At 42.7% G+C, this 26767-nt stretch carries 29 protein-coding genes; 17 read left to right on the top strand and 12 right to left on the bottom strand.

Translation table 11 applies throughout. The features are described 5' to 3' along the window. The first annotated feature begins 40 nt into the window (after window positions 1-40). The 5 genes from F8R90_RS21730 (at window position 41) to F8R90_RS21715 (ending at window position 5678) form a co-directional block, all read left to right on the top strand. Window positions 41-763, top strand: coding sequence for an NnrU family protein (locus tag F8R90_RS21730; protein WP_190899993.1), 723 nt, complete (start codon window positions 41-43; stop codon window positions 761-763). Between the two features lie 167 nt (window positions 764-930). Then, window positions 931-1056, top strand: a complete 126-nt coding sequence (locus F8R90_RS33520; protein WP_269141784.1) for a hypothetical protein — start codon at window positions 931-933, stop codon at window positions 1054-1056. Between the two features lie 121 nt (window positions 1057-1177). Next, the gene (locus F8R90_RS21725) at window positions 1178-1564 is read left to right on the top strand and encodes a thioredoxin family protein (protein WP_196512410.1); all 387 of its coding nucleotides are present in this window, start codon (window positions 1178-1180) and stop codon (window positions 1562-1564) included. A 199-nt stretch (window positions 1565-1763) separates the two neighbouring features. After that, window positions 1764-3866, top strand: a complete 2103-nt coding sequence (locus F8R90_RS21720; protein ID WP_196512409.1) for an NAD(P)H-quinone oxidoreductase subunit 5 — start codon at window positions 1764-1766, stop codon at window positions 3864-3866. Between the two features lie 234 nt (window positions 3867-4100). Beyond that, a complete protein-coding gene (locus tag F8R90_RS21715) occupies window positions 4101-5678 on the top strand; it encodes an NAD(P)H-quinone oxidoreductase subunit 4 (RefSeq protein WP_196512408.1) in 1578 nt (525 codons plus the stop codon). Between the two features lie 249 nt (window positions 5679-5927). Here the strand turns inward: F8R90_RS21715 and F8R90_RS21710 are convergent, their stop codons facing one another. Together F8R90_RS21710 and F8R90_RS21705 are read right to left on the bottom strand one after the other, a co-directional pair. Next, window positions 5928-6212, bottom strand: coding sequence for a hypothetical protein (locus F8R90_RS21710; protein ID WP_196512407.1), 285 nt, complete (start codon window positions 6210-6212; stop codon window positions 5928-5930). 27 nt (window positions 6213-6239) lie between these two features. Next, complete coding sequence (locus F8R90_RS21705; RefSeq protein ID WP_196512406.1) at window positions 6240-8840, bottom strand: ATP-binding protein; 2601 nt, start codon at window positions 8838-8840, stop codon at window positions 6240-6242. A 422-nt stretch (window positions 8841-9262) separates the two neighbouring features. Between F8R90_RS21705 and F8R90_RS21700 the strand changes: the two genes are divergently transcribed. The 4 genes from F8R90_RS21700 to F8R90_RS33035 all read left to right on the top strand — a co-directional run bounded on the left by F8R90_RS21700 (window position 9263) and on the right by F8R90_RS33035 (window position 11550). Next, window positions 9263-9985 carry a Uma2 family endonuclease gene (locus tag F8R90_RS21700; RefSeq protein WP_196512405.1) on the top strand — a complete coding sequence of 241 codons (723 nt, stop codon included), beginning with the start codon at window positions 9263-9265 and terminating at the stop codon, window positions 9983-9985. A gap of 150 nt (window positions 9986-10135) precedes the next feature. After that, entirely contained in the window at window positions 10136-10852 is a 717-nt protein-coding gene (locus tag F8R90_RS21695) for a hypothetical protein (RefSeq protein ID WP_196512404.1), read from the top strand. Between the two features lie 127 nt (window positions 10853-10979). After that, the gene (locus F8R90_RS21690; protein ID WP_194042634.1) at window positions 10980-11213 is read left to right on the top strand and encodes a DUF433 domain-containing protein; all 234 of its coding nucleotides are present in this window, start codon (window positions 10980-10982) and stop codon (window positions 11211-11213) included. 109 nt (window positions 11214-11322) lie between these two features. Next, window positions 11323-11550, top strand: coding sequence for a DUF5615 family PIN-like protein (locus tag F8R90_RS33035; RefSeq protein WP_331000691.1), 228 nt, complete (start codon window positions 11323-11325; stop codon window positions 11548-11550). Window positions 11551-11621: 71 nt separating this feature from the next. Here the strand turns inward: F8R90_RS33035 and F8R90_RS21680 are convergent, their stop codons facing one another. After that, window positions 11622-11855 carry a type II toxin-antitoxin system HicB family antitoxin gene (locus F8R90_RS21680; RefSeq protein ID WP_196512403.1) on the bottom strand — a complete coding sequence of 78 codons (234 nt, stop codon included), beginning with the start codon at window positions 11853-11855 and terminating at the stop codon, window positions 11622-11624. A 26-nt stretch (window positions 11856-11881) separates the two neighbouring features. Continuing rightward, the gene (locus tag F8R90_RS33515) at window positions 11882-12016 is read right to left on the bottom strand and encodes a hypothetical protein (RefSeq protein WP_269141783.1); all 135 of its coding nucleotides are present in this window, start codon (window positions 12014-12016) and stop codon (window positions 11882-11884) included. 126 nt (window positions 12017-12142) lie between these two features. Between F8R90_RS33515 and F8R90_RS21675 the strand changes: the two genes are divergently transcribed. Beyond that, on the top strand, window positions 12143-13117 hold the full coding sequence (locus tag F8R90_RS21675; protein ID WP_196512402.1) for a hypothetical protein: 975 nt from the start codon (window positions 12143-12145) through the stop codon (window positions 13115-13117). 2 nt (window positions 13118-13119) lie between these two features. Next, the gene (locus F8R90_RS21670; RefSeq protein WP_196512401.1) at window positions 13120-13524 is read left to right on the top strand and encodes a hypothetical protein; all 405 of its coding nucleotides are present in this window, start codon (window positions 13120-13122) and stop codon (window positions 13522-13524) included. A gap of 122 nt (window positions 13525-13646) precedes the next feature. Here the strand turns inward: F8R90_RS21670 and F8R90_RS21665 are convergent, their stop codons facing one another. From F8R90_RS21665 to F8R90_RS21640, 6 genes are all read right to left on the bottom strand, one after another. After that, window positions 13647-13817 carry a hypothetical protein gene (locus F8R90_RS21665; protein WP_196512400.1) on the bottom strand — a complete coding sequence of 57 codons (171 nt, stop codon included), beginning with the start codon at window positions 13815-13817 and terminating at the stop codon, window positions 13647-13649. Next, entirely contained in the window at window positions 13783-14226 is a 444-nt protein-coding gene (locus tag F8R90_RS21660) for a DUF29 domain-containing protein (RefSeq protein WP_196512399.1), read from the bottom strand. The genes F8R90_RS21665 and F8R90_RS21660 overlap by 35 nt, the downstream gene beginning before the upstream one ends. Before the next feature lie 34 nt (window positions 14227-14260). Continuing rightward, complete coding sequence (locus tag F8R90_RS21655) at window positions 14261-14518, bottom strand: BrnA antitoxin family protein (protein WP_174708831.1); 258 nt, start codon at window positions 14516-14518, stop codon at window positions 14261-14263. A gap of 3 nt (window positions 14519-14521) precedes the next feature. Next, window positions 14522-14788 carry a BrnT family toxin gene (locus F8R90_RS21650; protein ID WP_196512398.1) on the bottom strand — a complete coding sequence of 89 codons (267 nt, stop codon included), beginning with the start codon at window positions 14786-14788 and terminating at the stop codon, window positions 14522-14524. Between the two features lie 82 nt (window positions 14789-14870). Beyond that, window positions 14871-15149 (bottom strand): LapA family protein, encoded by a 279-nt coding sequence (locus F8R90_RS21645; protein WP_196512397.1) that lies wholly within the window; start codon window positions 15147-15149, stop codon window positions 14871-14873. Window positions 15150-15293: 144 nt separating this feature from the next. Then, the gene (locus tag F8R90_RS21640) at window positions 15294-16709 is read right to left on the bottom strand and encodes a phosphoglucomutase/phosphomannomutase family protein (RefSeq protein ID WP_196512446.1); all 1416 of its coding nucleotides are present in this window, start codon (window positions 16707-16709) and stop codon (window positions 15294-15296) included. 146 nt (window positions 16710-16855) lie between these two features. Between F8R90_RS21640 and F8R90_RS21635 the strand changes: the two genes are divergently transcribed. From F8R90_RS21635 to F8R90_RS21625, 3 genes are all read left to right on the top strand, one after another. Next, window positions 16856-17710 carry a PD-(D/E)XK nuclease family protein gene (locus tag F8R90_RS21635; RefSeq protein ID WP_190891502.1) on the top strand — a complete coding sequence of 285 codons (855 nt, stop codon included), beginning with the start codon at window positions 16856-16858 and terminating at the stop codon, window positions 17708-17710. 153 nt (window positions 17711-17863) lie between these two features. After that, a complete protein-coding gene (locus F8R90_RS21630; protein ID WP_196512396.1) occupies window positions 17864-18289 on the top strand; it encodes a hypothetical protein in 426 nt (141 codons plus the stop codon). A gap of 630 nt (window positions 18290-18919) precedes the next feature. Next, window positions 18920-19414 (top strand): hypothetical protein, encoded by a 495-nt coding sequence (locus F8R90_RS21625; RefSeq protein WP_230966598.1) that lies wholly within the window; start codon window positions 18920-18922, stop codon window positions 19412-19414. An 87-nt stretch (window positions 19415-19501) separates the two neighbouring features. On the opposite strand, the gene F8R90_RS21620 is transcribed toward F8R90_RS21625, so the two are convergent. Next, window positions 19502-21169: a transglutaminase-like domain-containing protein gene (locus F8R90_RS21620; protein ID WP_196512395.1), complete on the bottom strand. Its 1668-nt coding sequence runs from the start codon at window positions 21167-21169 to the stop codon at window positions 19502-19504. Window positions 21170-21183: 14 nt separating this feature from the next. On the opposite strand from F8R90_RS21620, the gene F8R90_RS33030 reads away from it, so the two are divergent. From F8R90_RS33030 to recF, 3 genes are all read left to right on the top strand, one after another. Beyond that, window positions 21184-21369 (top strand): hypothetical protein, encoded by a 186-nt coding sequence (locus F8R90_RS33030; RefSeq protein WP_230966596.1) that lies wholly within the window; start codon window positions 21184-21186, stop codon window positions 21367-21369. Between the two features lie 278 nt (window positions 21370-21647). Beyond that, window positions 21648-24506 carry a cation-translocating P-type ATPase gene (locus tag F8R90_RS21615; RefSeq protein WP_196512394.1) on the top strand — a complete coding sequence of 953 codons (2859 nt, stop codon included), beginning with the start codon at window positions 21648-21650 and terminating at the stop codon, window positions 24504-24506. Between the two features lie 139 nt (window positions 24507-24645). Beyond that, the gene (gene recF, locus F8R90_RS21610; protein WP_196512393.1) at window positions 24646-25767 is read left to right on the top strand and encodes a DNA replication/repair protein RecF; all 1122 of its coding nucleotides are present in this window, start codon (window positions 24646-24648) and stop codon (window positions 25765-25767) included. Between the two features lie 25 nt (window positions 25768-25792). On the opposite strand, the gene F8R90_RS21605 is transcribed toward recF, so the two are convergent. Beyond that, on the bottom strand, window positions 25793-26200 hold the full coding sequence (locus tag F8R90_RS21605; protein ID WP_442946755.1) for an MgtC/SapB family protein: 408 nt from the start codon (window positions 26198-26200) through the stop codon (window positions 25793-25795). Window positions 26201-26767: the final 567 nt, after the last annotated feature.

Below are 26767 nucleotides of genomic sequence, written 5' to 3'. Positions count from 1 at the left end.
TACTGAATTCAATTTTCTTTAAATTACTTCACCCGTCTATATGCTGCCGATTTCTTGGTTGACACCCAGTCATTTTGTCATACTGGGGTTACAAATAGTTTTTGCGATCGCTCACAGTGGAGGAGCTGCTTTGCGCCCTTGGGCAGAAAAATATATTGGCCCAAGGCTTTATCGCATTCTCTTTGCATTAGTCAGCCTACCGTTGGCTGTGATATTAATTATTTACTTTTTTAGGCACCGCTATGATGGTTTGCAACTTTGGCAGGTACAAGGGGTACTAGGAGTACGAGAATTTGTTTGGCTGCTGTCAGCAATCTCGTTTTTGTTTTTATATCCTGCTACCTTCAATCTACTAGAAATTGCTGCCATTCAAAAGCCCCAAGTTCATCTCTACGAAACAGGAATTATTCGGATTACCCGTCATCCCCAGATGGTAGGACAAATAATTTGGTGTGTTGCCCATACTCTGTGGCTGGGTACTACCTTTACCCTTGTGACTTCCATTGGATTAGTGTTGCATCACTTGTTTGGGGTTTGGCACGGGGATCGCCGTCTCTTGCATCGCTATGGGGAAGCCTTTGAAATTGCCAAACAACGGACTTCAATTATTCCCTTTAAAGCAATTATTGATGGGCGTCAATCTATCAAATGGCAGGAATTTCTCCGTCCTTCCTATTTGGGAGTTGCCATTTTTATAGCTTTGCTTTGGTGGTCGCACCCTCTGTTGCTGGAAGCAACTAGTAAGATAAAATGGGAAATTTAGGTGATCCCCAGTGTCAGCAGAAAATGCAAAACAGATGAGGATTTCAGCTTATCAATTGCCCCAAATCAATGTAGGATAAGTTCAAACATCTATCAGTGGGAGTGCTCTGAGTCAAGTTAAGATTTTAAATTGGTAGTTGTTGGTCAGTTGCCTTTCCTTGGGAATAAATGGCAGATTCAGTCAAAATCCAAGGTGGCGACGGCAATCAGGAGTCTAACATCCAAAAAAGCCACCGTGAAAGCCGCGCTGGCTTTTTTGTCAGAGACACATCAACGCGCTCAATTTTTGCCTAATTATTCTGTGTCCTGAGATTTGGTTCCTGAAAGCATCTATCGGCAGTTACTGATTTGTTAATCCTTCACTTCAGTGCTGATAGGTAGTTTGATATAAAAACCTTATAATCCAAGAGGCGTCATGGTGTTGTCGGTTAGTGAGCGGACATTTACTCAAGAAGTTTTAGAATCTCCTATTCCTGTCTTAGTTAATTTTGAAGCACCTTGGTGTGGCTTGTGTCGGGTTATCCACCCACTGTTGTTGCAATTTCAAGCCCAATGTGGGGAAGAAATTAAACTAGTTGGGGTTAACGCCGATCAAAATTTTAAATTGTCTACTACTTATAGGCTAAAGTCACTGCCAACTTTACTATTGATTGAAAATGGCACTGTTCGGCATCGCTTAGAAGGCTTTCGCGGCAGAGAAGATTTACGTCTAGCTTTAGAAGACATTAAAGCTAGCTACAGCAATTGCCCGAAAATTTACAATACTTCAAAAACAGTGGACTTAGAGTGTCGGTCAGCCTGAAGAGATTGCCCAGCCGTGAGTAATAATTAAACTCACGACTGGGCACTCAGCACTCATAGCTATTCTCGGCAAATCTAAAACCATGCTTAACACCCCACCCAATCAGCCTTGGGTGGGTTATTTTATCCTAAAGGGTGTGTGTCACAATTATTAACAGTTTCGACACGCTAGTCAAGAATTCTAAAAGTAGGCGTCAGTGATGGAAGTAATCTATCAGTATGCCTGGCTGATTCCGGTGTTACCTCTTTTTGGGGCAATGCTGGTCGGTCTAGGGTTAATCTCGTTGAATCAGGTGACAAACCGCCTCCGGCAGTTGAACGCTGTAGTTATTATCTCCCTAATGGGAGCAGCTATGGGGCTGTCGTTTGCCTTGCTATGGAGTCAAATTCAAGGACACGCGCCTTATATCCGCACCTTGGAGTGGGCGGCAGCAGGTAATTTTCACCTGAGCATGGGCTACACTATTGACCACCTGACAGCCCTAATGCTGGTGATTGTAACAACGGTAGCCTTGTTAGTCATGGTTTATACCGATGGCTACATGGCTCACGATCCCGGTTACGTGCGGTTTTACGCCTATCTCAGTTTGTTTGGCTCTTCAATGTTAGGTCTGGTGGTCAGCCCCAACCTAGTACAGATTTATATATTCTGGGAACTGGTCGGGATGTGTTCCTACTTGCTGGTCGGCTTTTGGTACGATCGCAAGTCAGCAGCAGATGCCGCTCAAAAAGCGTTTGTGACCAACCGCGTGGGCGACTTTGGTCTATTACTCGGCATTTTGGGGCTGTTCTGGGCAACAGGAAGCTTTGATTTTAATATCATGGGCGATCGCCTCGCCGAACTTGTCCAATCAGGTACTATCAGCAATTTTCTCGCTGTCCTGTTTGCGATTTTAGTTTTCTTAGGGCCAGTGGCAAAATCAGCCCAATTCCCTCTCCATGTCTGGCTACCAGATGCGATGGAAGGCCCCACCCCCATTTCTGCTTTGATTCACGCGGCAACAATGGTGGCGGCGGGTGTTTTTCTCATTGCCCGGATGTACCCAGTATTTGAAGGCGTTCCAGCAGCAATGAATGTCATTGCCTTTACTGGAGCGTTTACGGCGTTTTTGGGGGCAACTATTGCCATTACCCAAAACGACATCAAAAAGGGCTTGGCTTACTCCACCATTTCCCAACTTGGTTACATGGTGATGGCAATGGGAATAGGTTCCTACAGTGCTGGACTATTCCACCTGATGACCCACGCCTATTTCAAGGCGATGCTGTTCTTGGGTTCAGGTTCAGTAATTCACGGCATGGAAGGTGTCGTTGGTCACGACCCAGCCTTAGCGCAGGATATGCGCTTGATGGGCGGACTGCGGAAGTATATGCCGATCACGGGGACTACCTTTTTGATTGGTTGCTTGGCAATTTCTGGTATTCCACCCTTTGCTGGTTTCTGGTCAAAAGATGAAATTCTTGGGAAGGCTTTTGAAGCTAACCCATTTCTCTGGATGATTGGCTGGCTAACTGCCGGAATTACGGCTTTCTATATGTTTAGAATGTATTTCATGACATTTGAAGGCAAATTCCGGGGGAATGACGAGAAAATCAAACAAAAACTCAAGAAGGCTGCGGCGACAATTGTCCTGGAATTAGAGTCAGAAGAACCAGTCCCGAATTTTGGACCTGGGGCAATGAAAAAAGGAGAATTGGCGGCAACTAGTGAGCAGCATGATTCCCATGACTCCCACGGGCATCATAGCGACTCCCCCCACGAATCGCCGTGGACGATGACGCTGCCGTTGGCACTGTTGGCTGTGCCTTCGATTTTGATTGGTTTGGTGGGAACTCCCTACGCCAATTATTTTGAAGAGTTTATCTTTCCTCCTAGCGAAACCCTTTCCGAAGTTATAGAAAAAGCTTCCGAGTTCAATCCGACGGAATTTTACATCATGGCGGGTGCCTCAGTCGGAATTTCTTTGATTGCGATTACCCTGGCTTCGCTGATGTATTTGCGCCGTAAAATTGACCCGGCTGCGATCGCTGCTCAAATCAAACCACTTTACGAGTTATCCCTCAACAAGTGGTACTTTGATGACATTTACCATCGGGTTTTTGTCCTCGGCTTGCGTCGCGTAGCCAGACAAGTTATGGAAGTTGACTTCCGCGTTGTCGATGGTGCAGTTAACCTCACAGGCTTTTTCACCCTTGTTAGCGGTGAAGGTCTGAAGTACCTAGAAAACGGTCGCGCTCAATTCTATGCCTTGATTGTGTTTGGGGCTGTTTTGGGCTTAGTAATTGTCTTTGGTGTCACCTAACGTAGAGACTTAATATATTACGTCTCTACATACGTTTGTATATAGCGTATCAGTTAGTGATTAGGCAATAACTATGTTGTATAAAGATGAAGGCAAGGATATAGATTTACCTACCTTCATCTTTCTTTATTTTTATTAAATCAACCTAACGAGGAAGACCAAATACCGAAAAAGCTGTTAGTTAATAACTAGTGACTTTTTGCCAAACATGATTTTGATAGCAGACGAATTGTGATGAATACAGCTAATTTCCCGTGGCTGACGACGATTATTCTGTTTCCGATAGCGGCGTCGCTACTTCTTCCCATCATCCCTGACAAAGAAGGCAAAACAGTGCGCTGGTACTCCCTCGTCGTAGGGCTGATAGATTTTGCACTAATTGTTTACGCTTTTTATACTGGGTATGATTTCTCCAATCCAGATTTGCAGTTAGTGGAAAGTTACCCCTGGGTACCACAATTGGGTTTGAATTGGTCTGTAGGGGCTGATGGCTTATCTATGCCCCTAATTATTTTGACTGGATTCATTACCACGCTGGCGATTTTAGCAGCTTGGCCTATTACCTTCAAGCCCAAGCTATTTTACTTCTTGATTTTGGCGATGTATGGCGGTCAGATTGCCGTGTTCGCTGTCCAGGATATGCTGTTATTTTTCCTGGTGTGGGAACTGGAACTGGTGCCGATATACTTTCTGCTGTCGATTTGGGGAGGCAAAAGGCGGCAATATGCAGCGACCAAATTTATTTTATACACCGCTGGCGGTTCGCTGTTTATTTTGCTGTCTGCCCTGACAATGGGATTTTACGGCGATACGGTGACGTTCGACATGCGATCGCTCGCCTTAAAAGACTTCGCCCTGAATTTCCAACTTGCCCTCTATGCTGGCTTCCTGATTGCCTACGCCGTCAAGTTGCCGATTATTCCTTTGCACACCTGGCTACCTGATGCCCACGGTGAAGCTACAGCCCCCGTACACATGTTATTAGCAGGTATTCTCCTGAAAATGGGCGGTTACGCCTTAATTCGAATGAATGCTCAAATGCTCCCCGATGCCCACGCTTTTTTTGCACCAGTGTTGGTGGTTTTGGGGGTAGTTAATATCATCTACGCTGCCTTAACATCCTTTGCCCAGCGAAACCTCAAGCGAAAAATTGCCTACTCCTCAATTTCTCACATGGGCTTTGTGATGATTGGTATCGCCTCCTTCACCGATTTGGGATTGAGTGGGGCAGTGTTGCAAATGGTTTCCCACGGGTTAATTGGGGCGAGTTTATTCTTCCTGGTTGGCGCAACTTACGATCGCACACACACCCTAATGTTGGATGAAATGGGCGGTGTCGGTAAGAGAATGCCGAAAATTTTTGCCATGTTCACTACTTGTTCAATGGCTTCTTTGGCATTGCCGGGGATGAGCGGTTTCGTGGCAGAATTAATGGTGTTTGTCGGCTTTGCTACTAGCGATGCTTATAGCTCTACCTTCAAAGTCATTGTGGTGTTCTTGATGGCAGTGGGAGTAATTTTAACTCCGATTTATCTGCTGTCGATGTTGCGAGAAATTTTCTACGGAGAAGAGAACAAGGAATTAGTTTCTCACCAAGCTTTGATAGATGCTGAACCCCGCGAAGTATTTATTATTGCCTGTTTGTTAGTGCCAATTATTGGTATTGGTTTCTATCCGAAGTTGCTAACTCAAATGTATGACGCTACAACTGTACAATTGACAGCAAGATTGCGTGATTCAGTGCCCACATTAGCACAGCAAAAAGACGAAACACTAAAGGTTTCTTTGAGTGCGCCGAAAATCGCTAATTAAGTTGCGATCGCTAGTTTAGTTGAAATATTGATTACTTTGAGGGCGGGTTTTGTACCTGCCCTTTTTGTTACTCATTCGCAACGTTTAATTCAGTAAAGTAAAAATCTTTCAATATGGATTAATGACCAAAGTTCTTCCTCTTGGGTTTGCCAAACTTTGACTAATTGATCAGCATATCTTTTACCCTGTTCAGCTTCACAAGCTATTTGTTGAAATTCTTTATCTAGAAATTCATAGGGACGTTCCCAATCAATTAATGCGGAAGTTTCTGGAAAAATAAATACATTGCTTGGGGAAAATACAGCAGTTTTCTTTTACATGAGGTACAAAGTCGCTGGTTTTGAGGCAGGATAGCGTAGCGGTAGCGAGTCTGCGAGCGTCGGCAGGAGGAAGAAGAATAATTTGATTTGTGAATCCTTGGTTCTGTACCTCATTTAGTTGCAAAGTGCTGTAAGCTTCTATAATTTCTTTCCAAGGACTATCAAAATCAGCGCGTAGGCGTAGCCCGTCGTAGACATCGCTAATATTAGTCATGTCATTTTTTATTTGACCAGAATAGCATCAAATTCGGGATAGAGTCGCAGTACTTGCAGTAGCTAGTTTAGAACTTTGTTTAATCGGAATTTCGACCCAAAATTCTGCTCCCTGTCCTGGTTCTGAAATACACCAAATAGCTCCGTTGTGTTTTTCTGTGATAATCTGAGCGCTAATTGCCAATCCTAATCCTGTACCTTTACCTGCGGCTTTTGTGGTAAAGAAAGGGTCAAATAATCGTTGCTTAATTACTTCGGTCATGCCAGGGCCATTATCTGCGATTTGTACAGTTATACGATCCGAATTGTGTAACTCAGTACGAATTACAATCTGGCTGGTGTTAGCTTCTATGTCCTCAATAGTTCGCTTACTGTTATAACTATCCAGAGCATCAATGGCATTACTGATCAGATTCATAAATACCTGATTGAGTTGTCCGGCATAGCACTCTACTAAGGGAATATCACCATATTCCTTGATTATTTGAATTCCGGGATTTCCAGACGTTTGTTTGAAGCGATTTTGTAAAATCAGTAATGTGCTATCAATACCTTCATGAATGTTGACAGGCTTCATATCCGCTTCGTCAAGTCGAGAAAAATTTCGCAAGGATAGAACTATTTCACGAATGCGATTAGCTCCCATTTTCATTGAAGTTAGGATTTTAGGCAGATCCTCAGTCATAAAGTCAAGGTCAATCGCTTCTATATGAGCTTGTACTTCAGATGTTGGATTAACATTGGTTTTTTGATAGAGTTCTACCAGTTCCAATAAGCCAAGTGTATATTCATTTACATGGGTTAGGTTGCCGTAGATAAAGTTAACTGGGTTATTGATTTCGTGAGCTACTCCAGCCACTAATTGACCTAAACTCGACATTTTTTCGGTCTGAATTAGTTGGGCTTGGGTTTCTTTGAGATTGTGTAAAACTTGGTTGAGTTGTTCTGCTTGGGCAGTAGCAGCAGCAGTAGCAGCGCGGCTTTGATTATACAATTGCGCTTGGTCAATAGCGATCGCTAACTGGTCAGCCACACCTCGAATCAGTTCAACCTCATCGTCACTCCAGGGACGAAGCACTCTAGTATGTTCGCAGACAATCACACCCAAACAACCCGACTGAGTTTGAATTGAAACTATTAGTAGAGACTTAAAGCCCAATGTCACCAGTAAATTCCGACTCTTGAAATCCAGCCACGAATCTGTCGCAATGTCATCAAAGCAAAGCAAATTCCCTTGCATAACAGCTTCACTCAGGGCTTCCACATTCTGGATAGGAGAACAGCCTAAAGGTTCTGTTAAGTCGGGAGCGCAGGCTTGCTGACTCAGTTCAAAGCTAGTAGATTCATCTTCTTGATGACACCAAAAAAACTGGCATCGATCAATCTGTAGCAGTTCCCGAACTTCAACCACTACTGTACTCAAAATCGTATTTAGATCCAGCGAGTTGCGAATTTGACTAGATAGACGAGTTTTAAGAATTTTCTCCCGCTCAACTAGCTCTCGCAATTGGACTTCAGACTGTTTTAACTCTAGCTTGGCCATCTGACGATTGACACTAGCTCTTGCTAGTAGCCAAGAACCAATGCCAATTAGTCCTATTAATCCAGCATATAGCAGTAGCAATTGACTCAAAAATCGGTTTGATTTGGTCGTCAACGCCTCTGGCGATACCCATGAGACAATCTTCCAGTGATAGGATTTAGGATCAATTTGATTTTGGCTTGGTGCAAAAGCCTGTCCTGCTCCCGTACTAGATTTTTGCCCTTCCACAAGTGGGTAAACTGTAGTAAAAGTAAACATTCCCTCAGCAGTTTGGAATTGTCCCGATTCTTTTTGAGAAATTTCCTGCCATGCTTGGGGAAAAGCTTTGCTAAAAGTGCGGTTTTTGCGATCGGGAAACATAAATCCCCATTCATCTTCAGGCTTTGTCCCTTTTAACCAGTAGCCATCGGCATTCAGTAGCATTCCCTGACTAGAGGCGTTAGCAAAAGCTTGATTAAAATTGTCCAGCAGTTTTGCGCCGAAATAATTTAAAATTACAACGCCTCGTTTCTGCCCACGGCTATCAAAAACGGGAGTTCCAAAGCGGATCATTGGCTTCAAAGGTTGTTCAACCTGACCACGTTCTATGTTGAGGTCAAGGGGAGAGACAAATACTTGTCCTTGGTTTAGCCGCAAAGTGTCATTAAACCAGTAGCGCTTGGCTTGAACTTGCAGTTTTTCTTCAGGGACAATCTCTGGCTCACCTTGGTTAAAGTTGACTCTGACAACTTCTTTTCCTGATTGATCCAAAAAGCGGATTTGGTCGTAAAGTTTTTTATATCGAGAAAATAATAAAAATTCTTGGGAAAGTGCCTGTTGTTGTCCATTCACTCCCTCTAAAACTCTTTGTAGCTCGTTTTGTTTAGAGATAACCATCAAATCTGAGACAACAGAATGAAAATCTCCGCTGATTACTTTGGTTTGTAAATCTACCTTGCCGAGTTCATTAGTTTCTAATACAACCTTCTCAGTTTGTACCTGTTGGTAGTAGATAGCCCCGATAACAACCCCAACTAACGCTGACAATGGCAAAAAAACCGTTAAAAAGTGTTTGATTAAAATTCGTGAATGGATCTGTGGTGACATATCTGATACTTAAGTACGATTCAAAAATCGGGCTAAAAATCAGCTAAGTTCCAGCTGCGCCACATTTTCGGAGTCCAGGTTGAGAGAAAACTTTTTCTCCTGGTAGGTATAGGTAATCAGCCCAGCTACCAAATTCACCATGAAATTGAATACTTTGCGACTTCTGGAATGTTCTAGTTGAACAATATTCCACCCTTTTTTGCTATTGTCAGTTAGACGCTCTGATAGTCAGTACCGAAAAACCACGAGTTTAATGTAAAGATTTGACACTTATAAGTATTTTCATACTGAGATAAAAGACATAAGTCGATGTATACGACGGGCTACGCCTAGGCTAAAAATGGTTTTTGATTTTTGATATGCGATCGCATATCAATAGATTACCTACAATCTATCTAGAATCAGATTTGGCAAAACCGCTCATGTTAAACTACAATCCGCTCCATTGTTTGCCATCTTCCGAAGAACTACCGGACTCCAATGACACCCCTGTGGATAATGAACTCCAAAATTTAATTCCCGGCTTGCTGAAAACGATCCTGGCTTTAGTTTGGTGCGATCGTTGGGATTGGTTCTTTGGTGTTGATATGGGTATTTATTATCACCCTGACAAACCAGCCATTGTCCCTGATGGGTTTCTCAGCTTAGGAGTTAAACGCTTCATTGATGAAGATTTACGCCTAAGTTATGTGCTGTGGGAAGAAAAGCAATTGCCAATTTTAGCGCTAGAAGTTGTTTCCCAAATATATCGAGAAGAATATAACATCAAGAAAGAATTCTATGCTAAAGAATTAGGAATTTTATACTACGTTGTATATAGTCCCTTTCGGCGTAAAAAGTCGCCTTTGGAAGTGTACCGCCTAGTTGATGGGGAATATATCTTAATGTCAGGAAATCCCGTTTGGCTACCAGAAATTAGTTTAGGAATTGGGCGAGAACGGGGAATTTATCAAGGTATAGTGCGGGAATGGCTGTACTGGTATGACGAAGAAGGGCAAAGATTGCTGACACCAGAAGAACGCATTAGGGAAGCAGAAGAACGCACAGCCTTTGAAGAACAGCGACGTGTGGAAGCAGAGCAAAAAGTGAAAATGTTAATTGAAAGGTTGAATGCGCTAGGTGTCGATCCAGAAACTTTGTTATAGATTCACCAGATTTTGTAATTTTTGCTGCCTTAATGTTAATTAGCTTCCTGGCTAGGGAATTATATCTGTAAAGGAACTAATAGCTTGACGGTAAAAATCGTAAAAGCTAGTTGCTCAATAAATATATTTACCAAAACCTTCATCAAAAATATGGAAGTTAAATTAGGATTTGGAGCAGTCCCAAAACCTCAATATATCTTTGTCAGCAAAGAACCCGATCATTGTTGGTATATGCTTGCTGAAGATGAAAAACGCATCCCAATTTATGAAAGAGCCTTGACTGGGGTAATTACAGGGATAGAAGTTAATAAAAAGGTTGAAAATACATTCGGAGAAGTTATCAGAACAGATTTAAATGTTTTGGCAGACAAACCCTATATTATCCGTTCAGGAAGTGATACCTATTTTTGTAAAGGTTTATTGCTGTCTTTAGATATTCTTACTTTTGAACAACTGCGTCACCCACTTACTATTGCCGTTAGTCCTGGAGATAAAAAAGTAGTATTCTGTAATATTTACGATCCAATAACTTATCGTTCTGTAGGTGTTAGTTGGGATGGACATAAGGAATTAGACTGGCAAGCTGTAGGACAAAGAGTCAGTTTAAAAATTAATAATATTCATAATCTTAATCCAGATAAAAATCAATCTCAATCAGAAGCAAGTGACAATATAAAAACGCCTGAACCGCGTGATGTTTTTATAGCTAAAACTGACACATATTTAGCTCAATTAAATTGGACTCCAGAGCATGGAAGGGAGTATTTGCAGCAGAAATATGGTAAGCGATCGCGTCTACAACTCACTGATACAGAAATTCTGGATTTCATTGATTACCTGAAGCTACAACTAACCCAAAATTGCTAACTTAGGTGCTGTTGTGTGAACTTGGGATAATTGCGATTGCCCTTTTGCCACACTGAGATGGTAGGCTGGGATAATTGCGATCGCAGAATTAGAGTTAAATAAAAGTACCTGATATTAAAATACTTGCATGAACTCAAGGGCTGATTTGTTGACTCGCATTACTCAAACTCCTGGCCAGTGTGGTGGTCGTCCTTGTATTCGAGGTATGAGGATTCGTGTGAGTGACATTTTAGAAATGTTGGCTGAGAATGTCAGTGTTTCTGAGATTTTAGAGGATTTTCCCGATCTCGAACTCGAAGATATCCAAGCCTGTCTATTGTTTGCAGCACGGCGAACAGACTTTCCTCGATTGACAGCATGAAAATTTGGATTGATGCTCAGCTGCCTCCTACATTAGCACTTTGGCTGACTGAAACTTTTGACGTAGAGGCTACTGCCCACGAGAGCTTGAATTACGAGATGCTAAAGATGTGGAAATTTTTGAGGCAGCACGAGTCGCTAAGGCGGTAATCATGACCAAAGATAGCGATTTTGTTGACTTGGCCTGTCGTTTAGGAATACCACCTCAAATTCTTTGGCTGACTTGTGGTAATGTCACAAATCGCAATTTGCAGCGACTACTTGCCATCGCTTTACCTGATGCAATAGAACGACTGCGGCAAGGAGAAGCAATTGTAGAAATTAGTAGTAGTTCATGAGTAAATTGCTTAACTCATACCAGTGATACCGGGAAAATCAACTGTGACTACATCACCGGGATTAAATGTTACTAAGCTGTCTCTTCACTTTCAGGGAAAATTGAAGCTGCGTACTGTAACGAGAATGATGCTAAATCAAGCTGATCTTCGCGTTGGCTAGCAACTTCTAAGCAGACTTGAATCGCATCTTGCAGCATTTCTAACAAATGTTCGTAGCTGTCTCCCCAAGTGTGACATCCTGGTAGGGCAGGTACAGAACCACACCATACACCATCTTCTTGCCAGATAACTGCTTTAATTTTCATCGCCAATCATCTCCACAAGATTGCGACTAATATTCTAGCGTCAAGCCGAGTGCGATCGCCGAATAGCCCGTCGTAGACATAGCTTGTCCATTGCATTGAGGTGTTAGCCTCCCACCGATGCGATCGCACTCAACATGAAAAGGATTGACAACTGTATTCATCGCAGTCTCAAATTTACACCTTCTGAATGTTCATTAGTTGGTATCACCGGGAAATATAAGTATAAGGTGATGCCTTATTTTGATGCCAAATCCGTAGACAAATACTAATCACATCAGGAGTATTTCATGATTCCACTGATTTTGGGTGCTGCTGCTTTGGCTACTGGAGCCTTCGGAGCAGTAAAAAGTGCTAAAGGCATTGGCAATATGAACCAGGCAAAGGAAATTGGTGAACAGGCTCAACAAAAACACGAAAGTAGTTTGCAAAACTTAAAAGCAGCCTGGGAAATTACCAACCAGTCAGCAGAAACCTATGGTCAAATGCAACTTCGTATCAAGCAGAGTACAATTTCAAACTTTATAGCTTTTATTGAAAGAATCGGTCAGCGAGCTTCCCAAAACAATCTGGATATTTTAACTGGATTAGACATTTCCACTCAGCAAATTCAGGAGTACAAAACAGAAGTTATCAAAGCTGAACAGTGGGTGAAAGGTGGTGTGAAAGCAGCCGTTGCAGCGTCAGCAGCAGGTTCTGGTGCAGTTACCTTAGCAAGGAGTGTAGGTACTGTTACTGTTTCCAAGTTCTTTGGATTGTGGGCTGGTGAAGTCGCTATCTCACAAGTTGGTGGTGCTGCGGCTTGGACTGGAGCCATAACTTGGTTAGGTGGTGGTACTAGTATGGCGGTTGGTGGCGCTGTATTGGGAGGTATTACACTCGGCCCGGCATTAATGGTTGGGGGTTTTCAACTTGCTGGTAAGGGTGAGGAAGCTTTGACTAAAGCGCGGGAGTATGAAACTAGAGTAAACATAGAAATTGCCAATATTGAAGCAGCTCAAGATTTTCTATTACAGGTTAAACGGCGAACAGTGGAACTGGCTAATTTAGTGTGTAATTTAAACAACTGTGCTAAATCTGCACTTCAAGAGCTTGAAGCCCAACCTTTTAATCGCGATCGCGATGCTAGGAAGTTTCAAGAAGTAGCACTTCTGGTGAAAGCGCTTGCAGAAATCATGAAAACTCCTGTCTTAGACAGTGAAGGGTATCTGAATCCTGCTTGCACGACTATCCAAGCAAAGTATCGTACTTTGGGAGGAAATTAAACATGTCAGTACACAAGATAGCTACTTTTGCACTCGCAAACCTAAATCCTGCTGAATGCCTACAGCAAATGGTTTCAGCCTATACTGAATATAAAAGAATTGCCGAACAGGAACAGAAAAAGAGACGAGAGATTGATGTTTGGGAAAACGAAACAATCACCAAGATTAATGCCCAGCGAGAGTTGCTGATGGCGTATCTAGATCGCTCTTTTGATGAACGTGCAGAAAACTTTCGCGCTTTATTTGCTGTCGTTGATAATGCGATCGCATCTGGCAATAATGACCAATTAGCCTTTACCTTAAATTCAATCACAGAAATTGCTAAATCAAGCCCTTTCAAAGACCTTGCAAATTTAGCTTCTGTTCGCGCCGCCCTAGATGATCCAGACCACGAATGGACATTTTGATTTTATTAGAACTTACGCAATAACTCTCTCAAACTCTTATTCCTTTGTGTCCTTTGCGTCCTTCTCTAACGAGACGCTGCGCGAATGCGGTTCGTTTTTTCATTATTTTGCGTAAGTCCTGTTTATAACAGCGCGATCGCTCTGCCACAAATTTCTAAAAAAGCCTGACAACGCAGGCTTTTTTCATATAGTGTGAGGCTTACAGGCGTTATTATTTCATAGCGATCGCCAATACCCACACAGTGGCAAATTAAGTTATCAAATATCGCTTGCTTCCGGTAGCCAGTCTTCATCTAACGCTAATTCTACAGAATACGGGCACTCTTCTGGAAACACGGATATAAGTATCCCCTTTTGCTTGGCTGCTTGACGACGTGCCCTTTGATAGCTTTCCTCAAGCTGCTCTGTAGGATAGCTCTTAAGACTAGGACTATCTTCTATCGCTAACTCAATTTGGGTGCGAGAATCAGTGATGGAATCGAGCCAACTATCTGAGCGACGCTGGGGTTGATATTGCCACTTGAGTAAATGCAAGAGTAAGCGAGTTAGTTGACTAGCAATACTCCGCCGTTCACTTTTGCCCAAGCCTTCAACCTCTTCAATCAGATGTTCTACATCAACTTCATGCCAACGATGCGATCGCAATAGTTGGGCTGTCTGCTCAATCCACAAATTAAAATCTGCTTTATAAGTTGCGCTCATAGCCGTTCTCGATCTTAGGCAAGCCAAAATATCCTTATTTTCCAATACGCTCAAGTTCCTCTCGCAATACTCGCCGTAATGTATCTTCTAACGGTTCACGGCGCTGCTGAATGTACTCACGCAAGGCATCGTTAATCAAAGTTTGGTAATTTCCTCCACCTGCTGCGTGAACTTGGTCACGAAACCATGCTAGTACTTCATCATCTAGGCGAATTGTAATTCGAGTTTTGCCTGTTGGTGTTGATTCAATAGCTCCCCGCTTGCCCTCGCTAAAATCATACTCAGCTTCCATCACTTATCCATCCTCATACTGCTTTTGTTCATAGCGCGTAGCTTTGCGGGCAGAAATCAATCGAATCTCATCATTGCGCCATGTATACACAATTACTAAAACTCGACTAAAAGCATCTATCCCAATAGTGATAAATCTCTCTTCATCAAAACATTCATCTGTGATAGTAATTGCTAAATCCTCAGAAAATACGGTTACTGCATCAGCAAAGTCAACGCCATGCTTGCGAAGATTGGCTACTGCCTTATCCCTATCCCACTGATACGCCATCTAAATATATTGTATGCACATTCGTGCATACTAGCAGAGGAAGAGTCCTTAACTGGTGTACTTCTGTGTGTTTTTTCAACCCTCAAAAGTCTTCATCATCGACAAAAAATTCGGCATCCTCTTCCAATTGAGAATTACCCTGCCCAATACCAGTAATTCCCCAGAGAGGTTGCAGCAGTGCCATGCCAATTAACCCTATACCGGCACTAAAAGCTAGCACTAAACCCATTGGTATCTGAATCGATTGGAATGTTAAGAATTTTAACGATACAGGTGTGGCATTTTGAACTGAAATAATTGCGATCGCTATCACCCAAACCGTTACAACTAGAGATGTCAAAAAAGGCGCGAGAGTTTTCATACTTTGATCGAAGTGAGCAGAGACGCGATTGAGAAGTTAGGAGTTATTAATTTAGAATTCATAACTGTTTAAAAGGAGTTAAGAGTTAAGAATTGTTAATTTACAACTCTTAACTCCTAACTCCTAACTCCTAATTCTTGATTCTTATGCCTCTAGTTTAGCAATGGCACTCTCCAACTCTTGAGCGATTTTGGTGAGTTTTTCGGGAGTGTTGGTTTCCAGGTAGACGCGCACCAGTGGTTCTGTACCGGAAGGACGCAGTAAAACCCAGCTACCTTCTTCTAAATACAGCTTAATACCGTCTTTACGCCCCACCTCCTTGACTTTAATTCCTGCTACCTCTGTAGGTGGATTTTTAGTAAAGGAGTCGATGACGGCGGTTTTGTGCACCTCTGTGAGGTGCAAGTCTAGGCGGTTATTGTAAAGTGGGCCATCGGCTTCAGCGATCGCTTCTTTGACAAGTTGACTTAGCGGTTTGCCTTCGTATGCGATCGCTTCTGCCACCAGCATATCTGCTAAAACTCCGTCTTTTTCGGGAATATGCCCAATAATACTCAAACCACCCGATTCTTCTCCACCGATTAACACGGCAGTTTCCCGCATTTTTTCACCAATGTATTTAAAACCAACTGCTGTTTCGTAAATTTGCAGCCCATTTTTAGCAGCAAAATTATCCAGCAGGTGGGTTGTCGCGACAGTACGGACAATAGCGCCTGTTTTACCTTTGTTTTTGATTAAATGACGTGCTAGAACTAACAGCACAGTATTCGGAGTCAGGACGTTTCCTTGTTCATCGACGATACCAAAGCGATCGCTATCTCCATCTGTCGCCAAGCCCAAATCAGCTTGATCTCGAACTACTGCTTCTACTAACTCAACTAATTGTTCTCCTTTGGGTTCTGGCATTCCACCCCCAAATAAAACATCTCTCCAATCGTGGAAACTTTCTAATTGAACGCCACTATGTTGCAAAACTTCATCTAAATAGCCGCGAGAGGTAGAATACAAAGCATCGTACTTTACCTTTAAATTAGCGCTTTTGATTTTTTCTACATCAAGTAGGGTGTAGATAAATTGCAGATAATCAGGTTTTGGGTCGAAAATTGAAATTGAACCTGATGGGTTGCTTCCAGGCAACTCATCCGATGCACTTTCTATATTTGCCACAATAGTATCAGTAATCTCTGGAGTGGCAGGCCCAGCATAATCGGGTATATATTTAATTCCACAGTAGGGTGCTGGATTATGACTAGCAGTAAACATTAACGCCCCAGCGGAATTTAAGTGACGGGCGTTGTAGGCAATTACTGGTGTGGGGCAATCCCGATCAGTAACTTTCACAGTCCAACCCAAGTCTGCCAGTACTTGGGCCGCTGTTTGGGCAAACTGGTCAGCTAAAAAGCGAGTATCGTAGGCAATAAGTACTGGTCTGTCTTTTGTGTAGGCTGTTTCTAAGTAAGTGGCTATTGCTCTTGTTACTTTCCGCACATTGGGGAAAGTAAAGTCATCGGCAATAATCCCTCGCCATCCATCGGTACCAAATTTTATCTTGCTGGACATTTTTGCCACTTGCTCCCGTACATTATCAGTACTATTCAAGCTTCCCGCAAAGCGTGTGTAGCAGCAAGTATCCCCCGAAGTTCTTTTCTAAGGAAGCCTTAGCTTAAACTTCTCCCCACCGTATTTTCTCTCACTGTTTCTGAGCAATGTCAACCCCCGATCGACCTTTTGCCAGTTATCACCTTTGGTCTCTAGTTGCCCCAGCGACCGGGCAAGAACGCTGGCATTGCCAGATGAGACGGGGGTTTATCAAAGCGCGGCAACACGAACCACAAGTCAAAGCGCTGTTAACGCAAGCCACCGCACCCCAGCGGATTGGGATACTCGCCCAAAAAGGCGTTTATGAGTTTCATCATCACAGGCATCTGTTGAAGCAAGCAGATGGCGTAGAAAGAGTTGCACAGCTACTTAAATTAGCCAACTCAAGCGATCAAGTCCAGCAACGCGTGCTGCAAATTTTAAAAAAATATCACGATGCACCGTTACTTTTGGATAAAGATATTATTCAATTAACTCCGGGTGATGAAGGCTTTCCCAAACCGATAGTAGTTGAACAAGAAGATTATTGCTTTCGCTTATATGCGGCTATGGACTGCGTTTTCATTGAATCTGATAGCACTTTACATATTTTAGATTTCAAAACTGGTAAGTCGGCTTTTGACCGACGACAGGCATTAGTTTATTTGGTAGCTGCTCGTTATCTTTACCCTGGACGGGAAGCTGTCGCATCATTTTATAATTTAGAAATATGTAAAAAGTCTGAGTTAATTAGCATCAATAGTAGTGAATTAGAATCCTTAAAATTTGAGTTAGCGAACATTGCTCACAAGCACCAACACGACTTGCAAAAATATCAGGAACACAGTAGTAATTTCAGTAAAATTTTCCCTCCTAATCCTGGATCTCACTGCCGATTTTGCCCATTTAACTCAATTTGTGACTTTGCTGATTTTAAGCAGCATCAATCATATCCACTGCCCAGTTTAAGAGTTAATAGCTAATTGGTTTACCTCTTTATCTTGGTTCAATATTCAAAGATAGCTGCAAAATTCTCGTACTTTTACTGACCTCACTCTTCACTCCCGTCAGACAACCTAGATGTAAAATACACCAATTTATATTTTTTATCTTTGGGTTGTGAGGAGTCAAGACTAGTGCGATTAAGCATAAAGAAATCTGTATTTAGATTAGTAGGAATTTGGACGTTTCTTTTACTTCTAATATTTAAGGGGATTTTACCTCAACCTATTTACGCATTACTGTCGTCTCTAGATACTTGTGCTGTTCAACCGGAATGTGCCGCTGCTATAAGCTCGGAATTATCTCCTACTGCGGAGGCTGCCGGAACGACAGTAATTAGCACAACTATAGCTACAGGAGCTACTACTTCTTCTGTGCAAGCTGTTGCTGGAACTACAGTTGTTGGAGATATGCGCGCATCTGGACTGTTTGGTGATTATATTTGGAATAAAGCTAAAAATGAGCAGGCTAAAAATAAAGCTGATGAGAGATATTGTTCTTTTTTTCCACTTAATTTGGTTTGTGGCCCACAAGGTCAATATTCAGTTCTTTATAATTAAAAATTTCACCAAACAGTACATTATAGGAGGTCTGGTTTTCCCGACAAATTTGTAACTCATCATTATCGAAGTTGGCGACCTGTACCAGGGGCAATTAGAAGTTTAGCTCAACCTCCAGGTATTGAATTTGGTGGTGGTTATCCTCCATCTGGTGATTATGTAACGTGGATTCGTTTAAATGATGGAAATGGCAATAATCAAGATCGTGGAGTCGTTTATGAATACTCAACTGGCGACACGATGACATGGGATGATTATGCAAATTATTCTAACAATAATGTTGAGGGAGAATAGATTAGTGATGTAGTTCGTGCTGATACAATGCCAGATAATTCACGCCCTCGTGATAGGAAAGATTGATTTCAATAAACGCGTGATACGGCTGTTCAATTAATAAATCTTCACTAAAGTAGAGGTTGCTGGCATGAATGAGCTTTTTACACTTCTCCAAAAGATTAGAGAAAATCCAGACATGTACATAGATAAGCCATCAATTACTTGTCTTCATTCATTCTTAACTGGGTATATAGATGGTCTAATCACACTAGGATTTACTGACATAGGCTCCTGTGGAATGGAAGGATTTCAAGAGTGGATACAAGAAAGAGCAAAAACTAATGTGAGTCGGTCTTGGGCTGGGATAATTCTCTCTTGCTCTGGAAGCAAACGGAACGAGCAGCTTTTAATAGGTTATTTGAAGAATTTGAGCAGTTCTTAAGGCAGAAAGATAATTCAAAAATTCAAAAAAGTGAAGATATTTCAAGGCTTAGTGAGAATATGAGTTTTCCTCAGTTTGATATTTACAACGAGATTCTAAATAATATAAAGAAAAGACCAGGAATGTATTTAGGAGCTAATTCAATTACTAGACTAGATATGGTTTTGCGAGGATATAGTCTGGCTCGAAAAGAAGTTAGCGTACCTCCAACTGAGCCAGAAAGGGAATTTGAAGGTTTTCAATCATGGGTAGAAGAAAAATATGGCATTAACTCAGGTCAGTCATGGTCTAAAATAATTTTTTTCTATTCTGTAAATGAGCCTGAGGCACTACAGAAATTTTTTGAATTGTTTGAAGAATACTTGAATAGAAATAAGAGTTTAGAAGTAGACGCAAATTGTGGTTAAGCAGAGACGATTAAGGTGCGTTAGCCTACGGCATAACACACCTTACTCGCTTTCTCAGCACCTTTCCAGGATGCTCAATGCCCTAATTCAAAAGTCCGGTAATTCTTTAAGAATTGTGAAGCGAATATGATTAATCGCCAAATCACCGATGGGGATATCTTCTTTGGTTAGCCGCGCACCTTGACTTGTCACAGTTTCAAAAGTGATACCTTTGCCAATTTCAATGTGATACCAGCACAAGCCCATAAAAAAGCGCGTGGGATAAGGCCCCCCTTGACCCACATCGTCAGGATTTGATTCCATTGGCAACCAGCCAAAATTCGGTACGTAAAACTCCAGCCAAACATGATTAAAGTCCGGTTGTAGCGGTACTCCTAGTAAGTCACTATGGGGAGGACATTTGTACCTACCTACAGTCCGACAAGGGATGTCATTTAAGCGGCATAACGCAAGTAAAACACCGACATATTCGCCACAGGAACCAACACCTCGCTCTAAAACTATATCTGGTGTGTCAATGTAAGGTTTAATACCGTAGGATAACTTATCATAGACGTAGTTGCGGATGCTGTACATTTTCCGCAGCACATTGGTTTCAGAACCAATGGCTTCTCTAGCAGCACGGCGAACAATGGGAGTGTCCATTGCTAAATCATCGTCATCCACTAGGTAGCGTGTTTGTAATTCGGGGGACAGTTCAGGTATATCTTCTACATCTCTAGGTGTGATGCGATACTTAATGCCTCGAACTTCCAAAAGTGCTTTCCAGCCAAATATATGCCGTTCACCTGGGGTAAGAGAATCAAATTTAAAGACTGCTACACGTTGTCCTTCTATCACTTCTTCGGTAAAAGGTATACCAATGGGTTCAACGTGTTTTACCTTTTGACGTTCGGTTTCCGATGGTAAGGCGATGCGCCATTCTACCTCAGGTAAATAAACCTCGTCTAGGGGTGCAATTTCCTCAGCATAGGACATCTCAATGAGATAACCGTTAGAGAGGGCGTAGCGCTTATCTGGTTGGTAATGATAATACAGGGGATGAATAAAAGTGCGATCGCGGAACGTTAGCTCATGACTCGGATCAGCATTGGGGTTGTCCCGAATATAAGGCTCCTCTGTGGCGTAGGCGACGTAAATACTTTCTTTACCTGTTTCGTCAGTTTTATGAATTGCTATGCCTGTAGGACATTCAAAAGGGGTCAGGACACTAAATTGTAGTTCTCCTGTTGCCCTGTCCATCGCGTAAACTGATTGTTCGGTGCGATCGCAAATCCACAGCATTTCCTGAGTCACTGCCAAATTTTCTACCCCAACTCCAGGGGCATAAAATCTGGTAATTTCTTTTCGCGTTTCGCGGTCAAAAATCAGAATGTAGCCCAGCCTTTGACAACTGACATAAACTGTCGTTTCCCAAACAGCAACGCCGTCAGCCGGATAAGGTAATGTCACAAAATGTTCCAGACCCAAAGCATTGAGCTTGCACAAGTAAACACTATTTTCTCGGCTCACCCACAGGGTATCTTCCCATACTGCTATACCAGTGACATCGGTAAATTCTTTAATTTGATGGGGATTGAGAATTTTGCTGTTGTCAGAGGTGGGATCAATCTCCAGTAGATGCCCTTTAATGCTGTCAATGGCAATCAGTCTATCTTTAATGAAAGTAATGCCACACAGGGTAGCAGCAGTCAGCGGTCGAATTGTTTTTTGCCCAAACATCTGGCTTGCGGTCGTGGGGAGTGCAAAACTCATATTAAGCATATTTCTTGAATGGTTTAGCACGCCTGGACAATTCAAAATTAAAAACTCTGCTGGAAAAGTTTGCTAAATCAGGAAACCCTCCTGGCACGCCAGTTCGCTTGAAGGCGAAATACACAAATGGCTGGCTCAACTTTGGGCAAAATTCAAAATTAAGAAATGCAATCGTGCCATGCATCCTGGCTATTGACTAGATGTAAATGAAAGCAATGGCAGCCTAAAATTAATTGTGGCATACGCTCTGCAACAAAGCTTCAAAGCTCTATTACTCACAATTATCGGTACAATATGTTCCAAAAAACTCTTTCGTGAGAAATAACACTATCTCAAAAAAGGATAAATTTACAAATGTTAAGAATTACATATACACTCATACAACTTAGCGATCGCCTTAATGTAACTTTAGAAGATGGTTTTCCTGCCATCACTAAATTATGATCGAATTTTGTAACCATTTCCTGTGACGTACACGATGTCTGCTAATTCTCTGCCTGAAGGTGCCGCCGTTTGGCATAGTTTAGAAGTTGATAAAGCGCTAGACCTGCTTGATAGTAATGCAGACAGTGGCTTAACACCCCAAGAAATTCAACAGAGGTTGCAAAAGTACGGCCCCAACGAACTTGAAGAAACTGCTGGCCGTAGTACTTGGGAAATTCTGCTGGATCAGTTCAAGAACATTATGTTGTTGATGCTGATTGGCGTAGCTCTGATTTCTGGGATTTTAGACCTGATAGCTTTGCGGGCAGGCGATTTGAAGCCTGGTGAAGTGCCATTTAAAGATACGATCGCTATTTTAGCAATTGTCATCCTCAATGGCATACTCGGCTACGTCCAAGAAAGCCGTGCCGAAAAAGCCTTGGCAGCCTTGAAAAAACTCACCTCTCCCTTAGTGCGGGTCATCCGCAACACCAGATTGGTGGAGATAGCAGCCAAGGAACTAGTCCCAGGGGATGTAATGCTGCTGGAAGCTGGGATGCAGATAGCCGCAGATGGACGCTTGATAGAACAGTCGAATTTACAAGTGCGTGAGTCGGCACTGACAGGTGAAGCCGAAGCTGTGAATAAACAGGCAACGCTAAAATTGCCCGAAGAAACAGATTTAGGCGATCGCATCAATTTAGTATTTCAAGGAACCGAAGTAATCCAAGGACGGGCGAAGGTTCTGGTAACTAACACTGGCATGACAACAGAACTAGGCAAAATTGCCACTATGTTGCAGTCGGTGGAAAGTGAACCTACACCCTTACAGCAACGAATGACTCAACTGGGTAACGTCCTGGTTACGGGTTCTTTGATTCTCGTGGCGATCGTCGTCGTCGGGGGTGTGCTCAAGGACGGAGGTTTTAGAAACATCCAAGAACTATTGGAAGTTTCCTTGAGTATGGCGGTTGCTGTGGTACCAGAAGGTTTACCAGCCGTAATTACCGTTACCCTGGCACTGGGAACCCAGCGAATGGTACGCCAGAATGCCTTGATTCGCAAATTGCCAGCAGTGGAAACATTGGGTTCTGTAACCACTATCTGTTCTGATAAAACTGGCACGCTGACTCAAAATAAAATGGTGGTGCAATCGGTTTCCACCAATAACAAAACTTTTCGCGTCACTGGCGAAGGTTATGCTCCCACAGGGGACTTTCAGTTAGATGGTCAACAAATTTCCCTAGAGGAGTCTCCAGAAATCTCAGCGTTGTCAATCGCCTGTGCTGTTTGTAATGATTCAGTGTTGCAAAAAGAACAAGGTGAATGGGCAATTTTGGGTGATCCTACAGAAGGAGCGTTAGTCACCCTGGCAGGAAAAGCCGGAATCGAAAAAGACCAGTGGAACAGTAAGTTACCTCGCGTTGCGGAATTTCCCTTCTCCTCAGAACGGAAGCGGATGAGCGTGATTTCTCAAGTTGAGGGAATCGCCACAGGTGACGCATCTTCAAGAGGTGTTGACCCTGTGATCGCTAATTTTCTCCAATCTGAACCTTACTTAATGTTTACCAAAGGTTCTCCAGAGTTAACCTTGGCACGTTCGGCTCAAATTCATTTGGGCAATCACTCAGCCCCCTTAACCGAAGAACAACGCCAGAAAATTTTGGCAGAAAATGACCAAATGGCGAGTAAAGGTTTACGGGTGCTAGGTTTTGCCTACAAACCCCTCGCGGAAATCCCACCAGAAGGTTCAGACGAAGCATCTGAGCAAGGCTTAGTATGGCTGGGATTGGTGGGAATGCTGGATGCACCACGCCCAGAGGTGAGAGCAGCGGTGCAAGAGTGTCGAGATGCAGGTATTCGCCCAGTGATGATTACTGGCGACCACCAGTTAACAGCACGAGCGATCGCTACTGATTTGGGAATTGCCCAAGAAGGCGATCGCTTGCTCACAGGTCAAGAGTTGCAGCGGATGAGCGACGAGGAATTAGAGCAAAATGTTGACTTGGTGAGCATCTATGCCAGGGTTTCCCCAGAACATAAACTGCGAATTGTCCAAGCACTGCAACGCCGGGGCAGATTTGTAGCGATGACAGGCGATGGTGTCAATGATGCCCCAGCCCTCAAACAAGCTGATATCGGTATTGCAATGGGTATTACTGGCACCGATGTCAGTAAAGAAGCCAGTGATATGGTGTTACTTGATGACAACTTCGCCACCATTGTTAGCGCCACTAAGGAAGGCAGAGTTGTTTACACCAATATCCGCCGCTTTATCAAATACATCTTGGGCAGTAACATTGGCGAAGTTCTGACAATTGCGGCTGCACCCCTAATTGGTTTGGGAGGCGTTCCCCTTACTCCCTTACAAATTCTCTGGATGAATTTGGTGACAGACGGTTTACCAGCTTTGGCATTAGCTGTGGAACCTCCAGAACCGGATGTGATGCAACGTCCGCCTTTTAGTCCCCGCGAAAGTATTTTCGCTAGGGGATTGGGTTCTTATATGATTCGCATTGGGATCATTTTTGCCATTATCAGCATTGCCTTGATGTGGTGGGCTTATCAACATACCCATGCCCCTGAGTATCAGGGCAATCGAGATGCTTGGAAGACAATGGTATTTACTACCTTGTGTATTGCCCAAATGGGTCATGCGATCGCCATTCGCTCTAACAACCGACTGGCCATCGAGATGAATCCCTTCTCCAATATATTTGTACTAGCGGCTGTTGTCGTCACCACGATTTTGCAGCTAATGCTAGTTTACGTCCCGCCCCTGCGAGATTTCTTTGGTACCCACTACCTGACTCTAGAGGAATTGGGAGTTTGTATTGGCTTCAGTGCCTTAATGTTTGTGTGGATCGAAGCGGAGAAGATATTTTTGCGGATTATGGGCAAGAAGGCTGTCTGAAAAAGTGCGTAGCTATGAGTAGAGACGCGATTAATCGCGTCTGTAATGAGTTATAAGGTATGAGTTTTCAATTCCTAACTCCTAACTCCTAACTCCTAACTCCTGACTCCTAACTACTCTTTGCCCCTAACTTTTCTCTATGTACCTCAAAACTCTAAACCTCCGACAATTTCGCAATTATCAAGACCAAAAGGTTGAGTTTACTGCTGCCAAAACAATTTTGGTAGGTAATAACGCTCAGGGTAAGTCGAATTTGTTGGAGGCGGTAGAGTTGCTGGCGACATTGCGATCGCACCGAATGGCCCGCGATCGCGATTTAGTCCAAGAAGGAGAAGCCGTAGCCCAAATTAATGCCACCCTTGAGCGACAAACAGGGGTTAGTGACCTTACCTTAACTCTCCGGCGCAATGGTCGCCGTAGCGTTGCTATCAATGGTGAGTCTATCCGCCGTCAAATGGATTTTCTCGGCGTTCTCAATGCAGTCCAATTTTCCAGCTTAGATTTAGACCTAGTACGCAGCGGCCCGGAAGGTCGCCGCAACTGGTTAGATACACTCTTAATTCAACTCGAACCAGTTTATGCTCACATTTTGCAGCAGTATAACCATGTGTTACGCCAGCGCAATGCTTTTTTAAAACGTCATGTAGAGACATTGGATGCAACGTCTCTACACTCAGAACTGGCGGTGTGGGATGCACAATTAGCTACCACAGGAACCAGAGTAATTAGACGACGCGATCGCGCTATCCAAAGATTAGCTCCCATTGCAAGTGCTTGGCACGCCAGTATTAGCGGTAGTACAGAAGTTCTACAAATCAATTACGTACCGAATATTCCTTTAGAGGATAACCAGCCAGAAGAAGTGCAGCAAGCTTTTTTAGCAAAAATTCAGCAGCGAGCGATCGCTGAAATGCACCAAGGCACTACTCTTGTCGGCCCCCATCGAGACGAAATAGAATTAACTATTAACCAGACACCCGCTCGTCAATACGGTTCTCAAGGTCAACAACGAACGCTGGTTCTAGCTTTAAAATTAGCCGAATTACAATTAATTGAAGAAGTCGTCAAAGAGCCACCATTGCTATTACTTGATGATGTTCTTGCCGAACTCGATTTATCTCGTCAAAATCAATTGCTTGATGCTATTCAAGACCGCTTTCAAACCCTGATTACTACCACTCACTTGGGTTCTTTTGATTCCCAGTGGTTGAAGTCCTCCCAAATTCTTTTTGTAAAAGCAGGAGAAATAATCCAACAGTAATTATCAATTATGAATAATTGTGACCTTATTCTAACCTTTTAAAAATGTTGAGAACTACAAGAGTTAGCAGAGAACCTATTAATCCTAACTGCCATAAACCACAGCCAGCAGCAATTCCCAATGCAGCCGAAACCCAAATAGCTGCTGCTGATGTGAGTCCGTGAATTTCAAGTCGTTGTGATTCTTGGGGAGATTGGCGCACAATTTCTCCAGCACCGAGAAATCCTACACCAGTTGCAATCCCCTGAATTACACGGCTAAGTGCATCAGTAGTATCTTGCAGTCCTCCTGTTTGCATAATTATCAAAATAAAAATGGCTGAACCGAAACTCACCAGCATGTGAGTTCTTAAACCGGCTGGTTTACGCCTAATTTCGCGGTCTAAGCCGATTATTGCTCCAATTAGCAATGCAATGCCTAGCCGGAAGCTCATATTAAGCCAATCATTAGTTGCCAGGTAGTAAGTGTTTGACAATGCTTAGTTTGGTATAGAGTATTCTATATACTAGGTTAACTGATAATATTTTTAATAATGGAGTTTAATCCAATGGGTTTAGTGCAATCGCCTATCTCATATTTGGATTCTATCGATTCAGGAATGGTTTTTAATCTACTAATTAACATCTTCCATTGTTAGGATTATTTTTCAATAATATATTCTTTCAGTCAATAAATTGGGGTTTGTATTATGAAATTATGGCAACGATCATAATTTGGACAAACTACATGAATTTTAAGTTTATTAAATAGTTTTTGAGCCATTTAAAATAACTAATGCTATGAAAGCTTACCTTAAATTGCTAGATTTAACCCATACACTTAATAATTAAATATGACACCGCCATGTACAATCTCGATAAAGAACTAAACTCCCGGTTTTAGGGAAGGGAGGCGAAATAAAGGCAAAAATTTGATTTCCAAAGAAGTCGAATTACAGGGATACATTGTGTAACTAGCAATTGACCACTAACAAGGTCGGTAAATTCAAGTGTAAATGCTG

Origin of the sequence: Nostoc sp. NZL (assembly GCF_015714705.1) — a bacterium.
Taxonomy (GTDB): Bacteria; Cyanobacteriota; Cyanobacteriia; order Cyanobacteriales; family Nostocaceae; genus Nostoc; species Nostoc foliaceum_A.
This window is presented reverse-complemented; position numbering and strand designations above follow the sequence as displayed.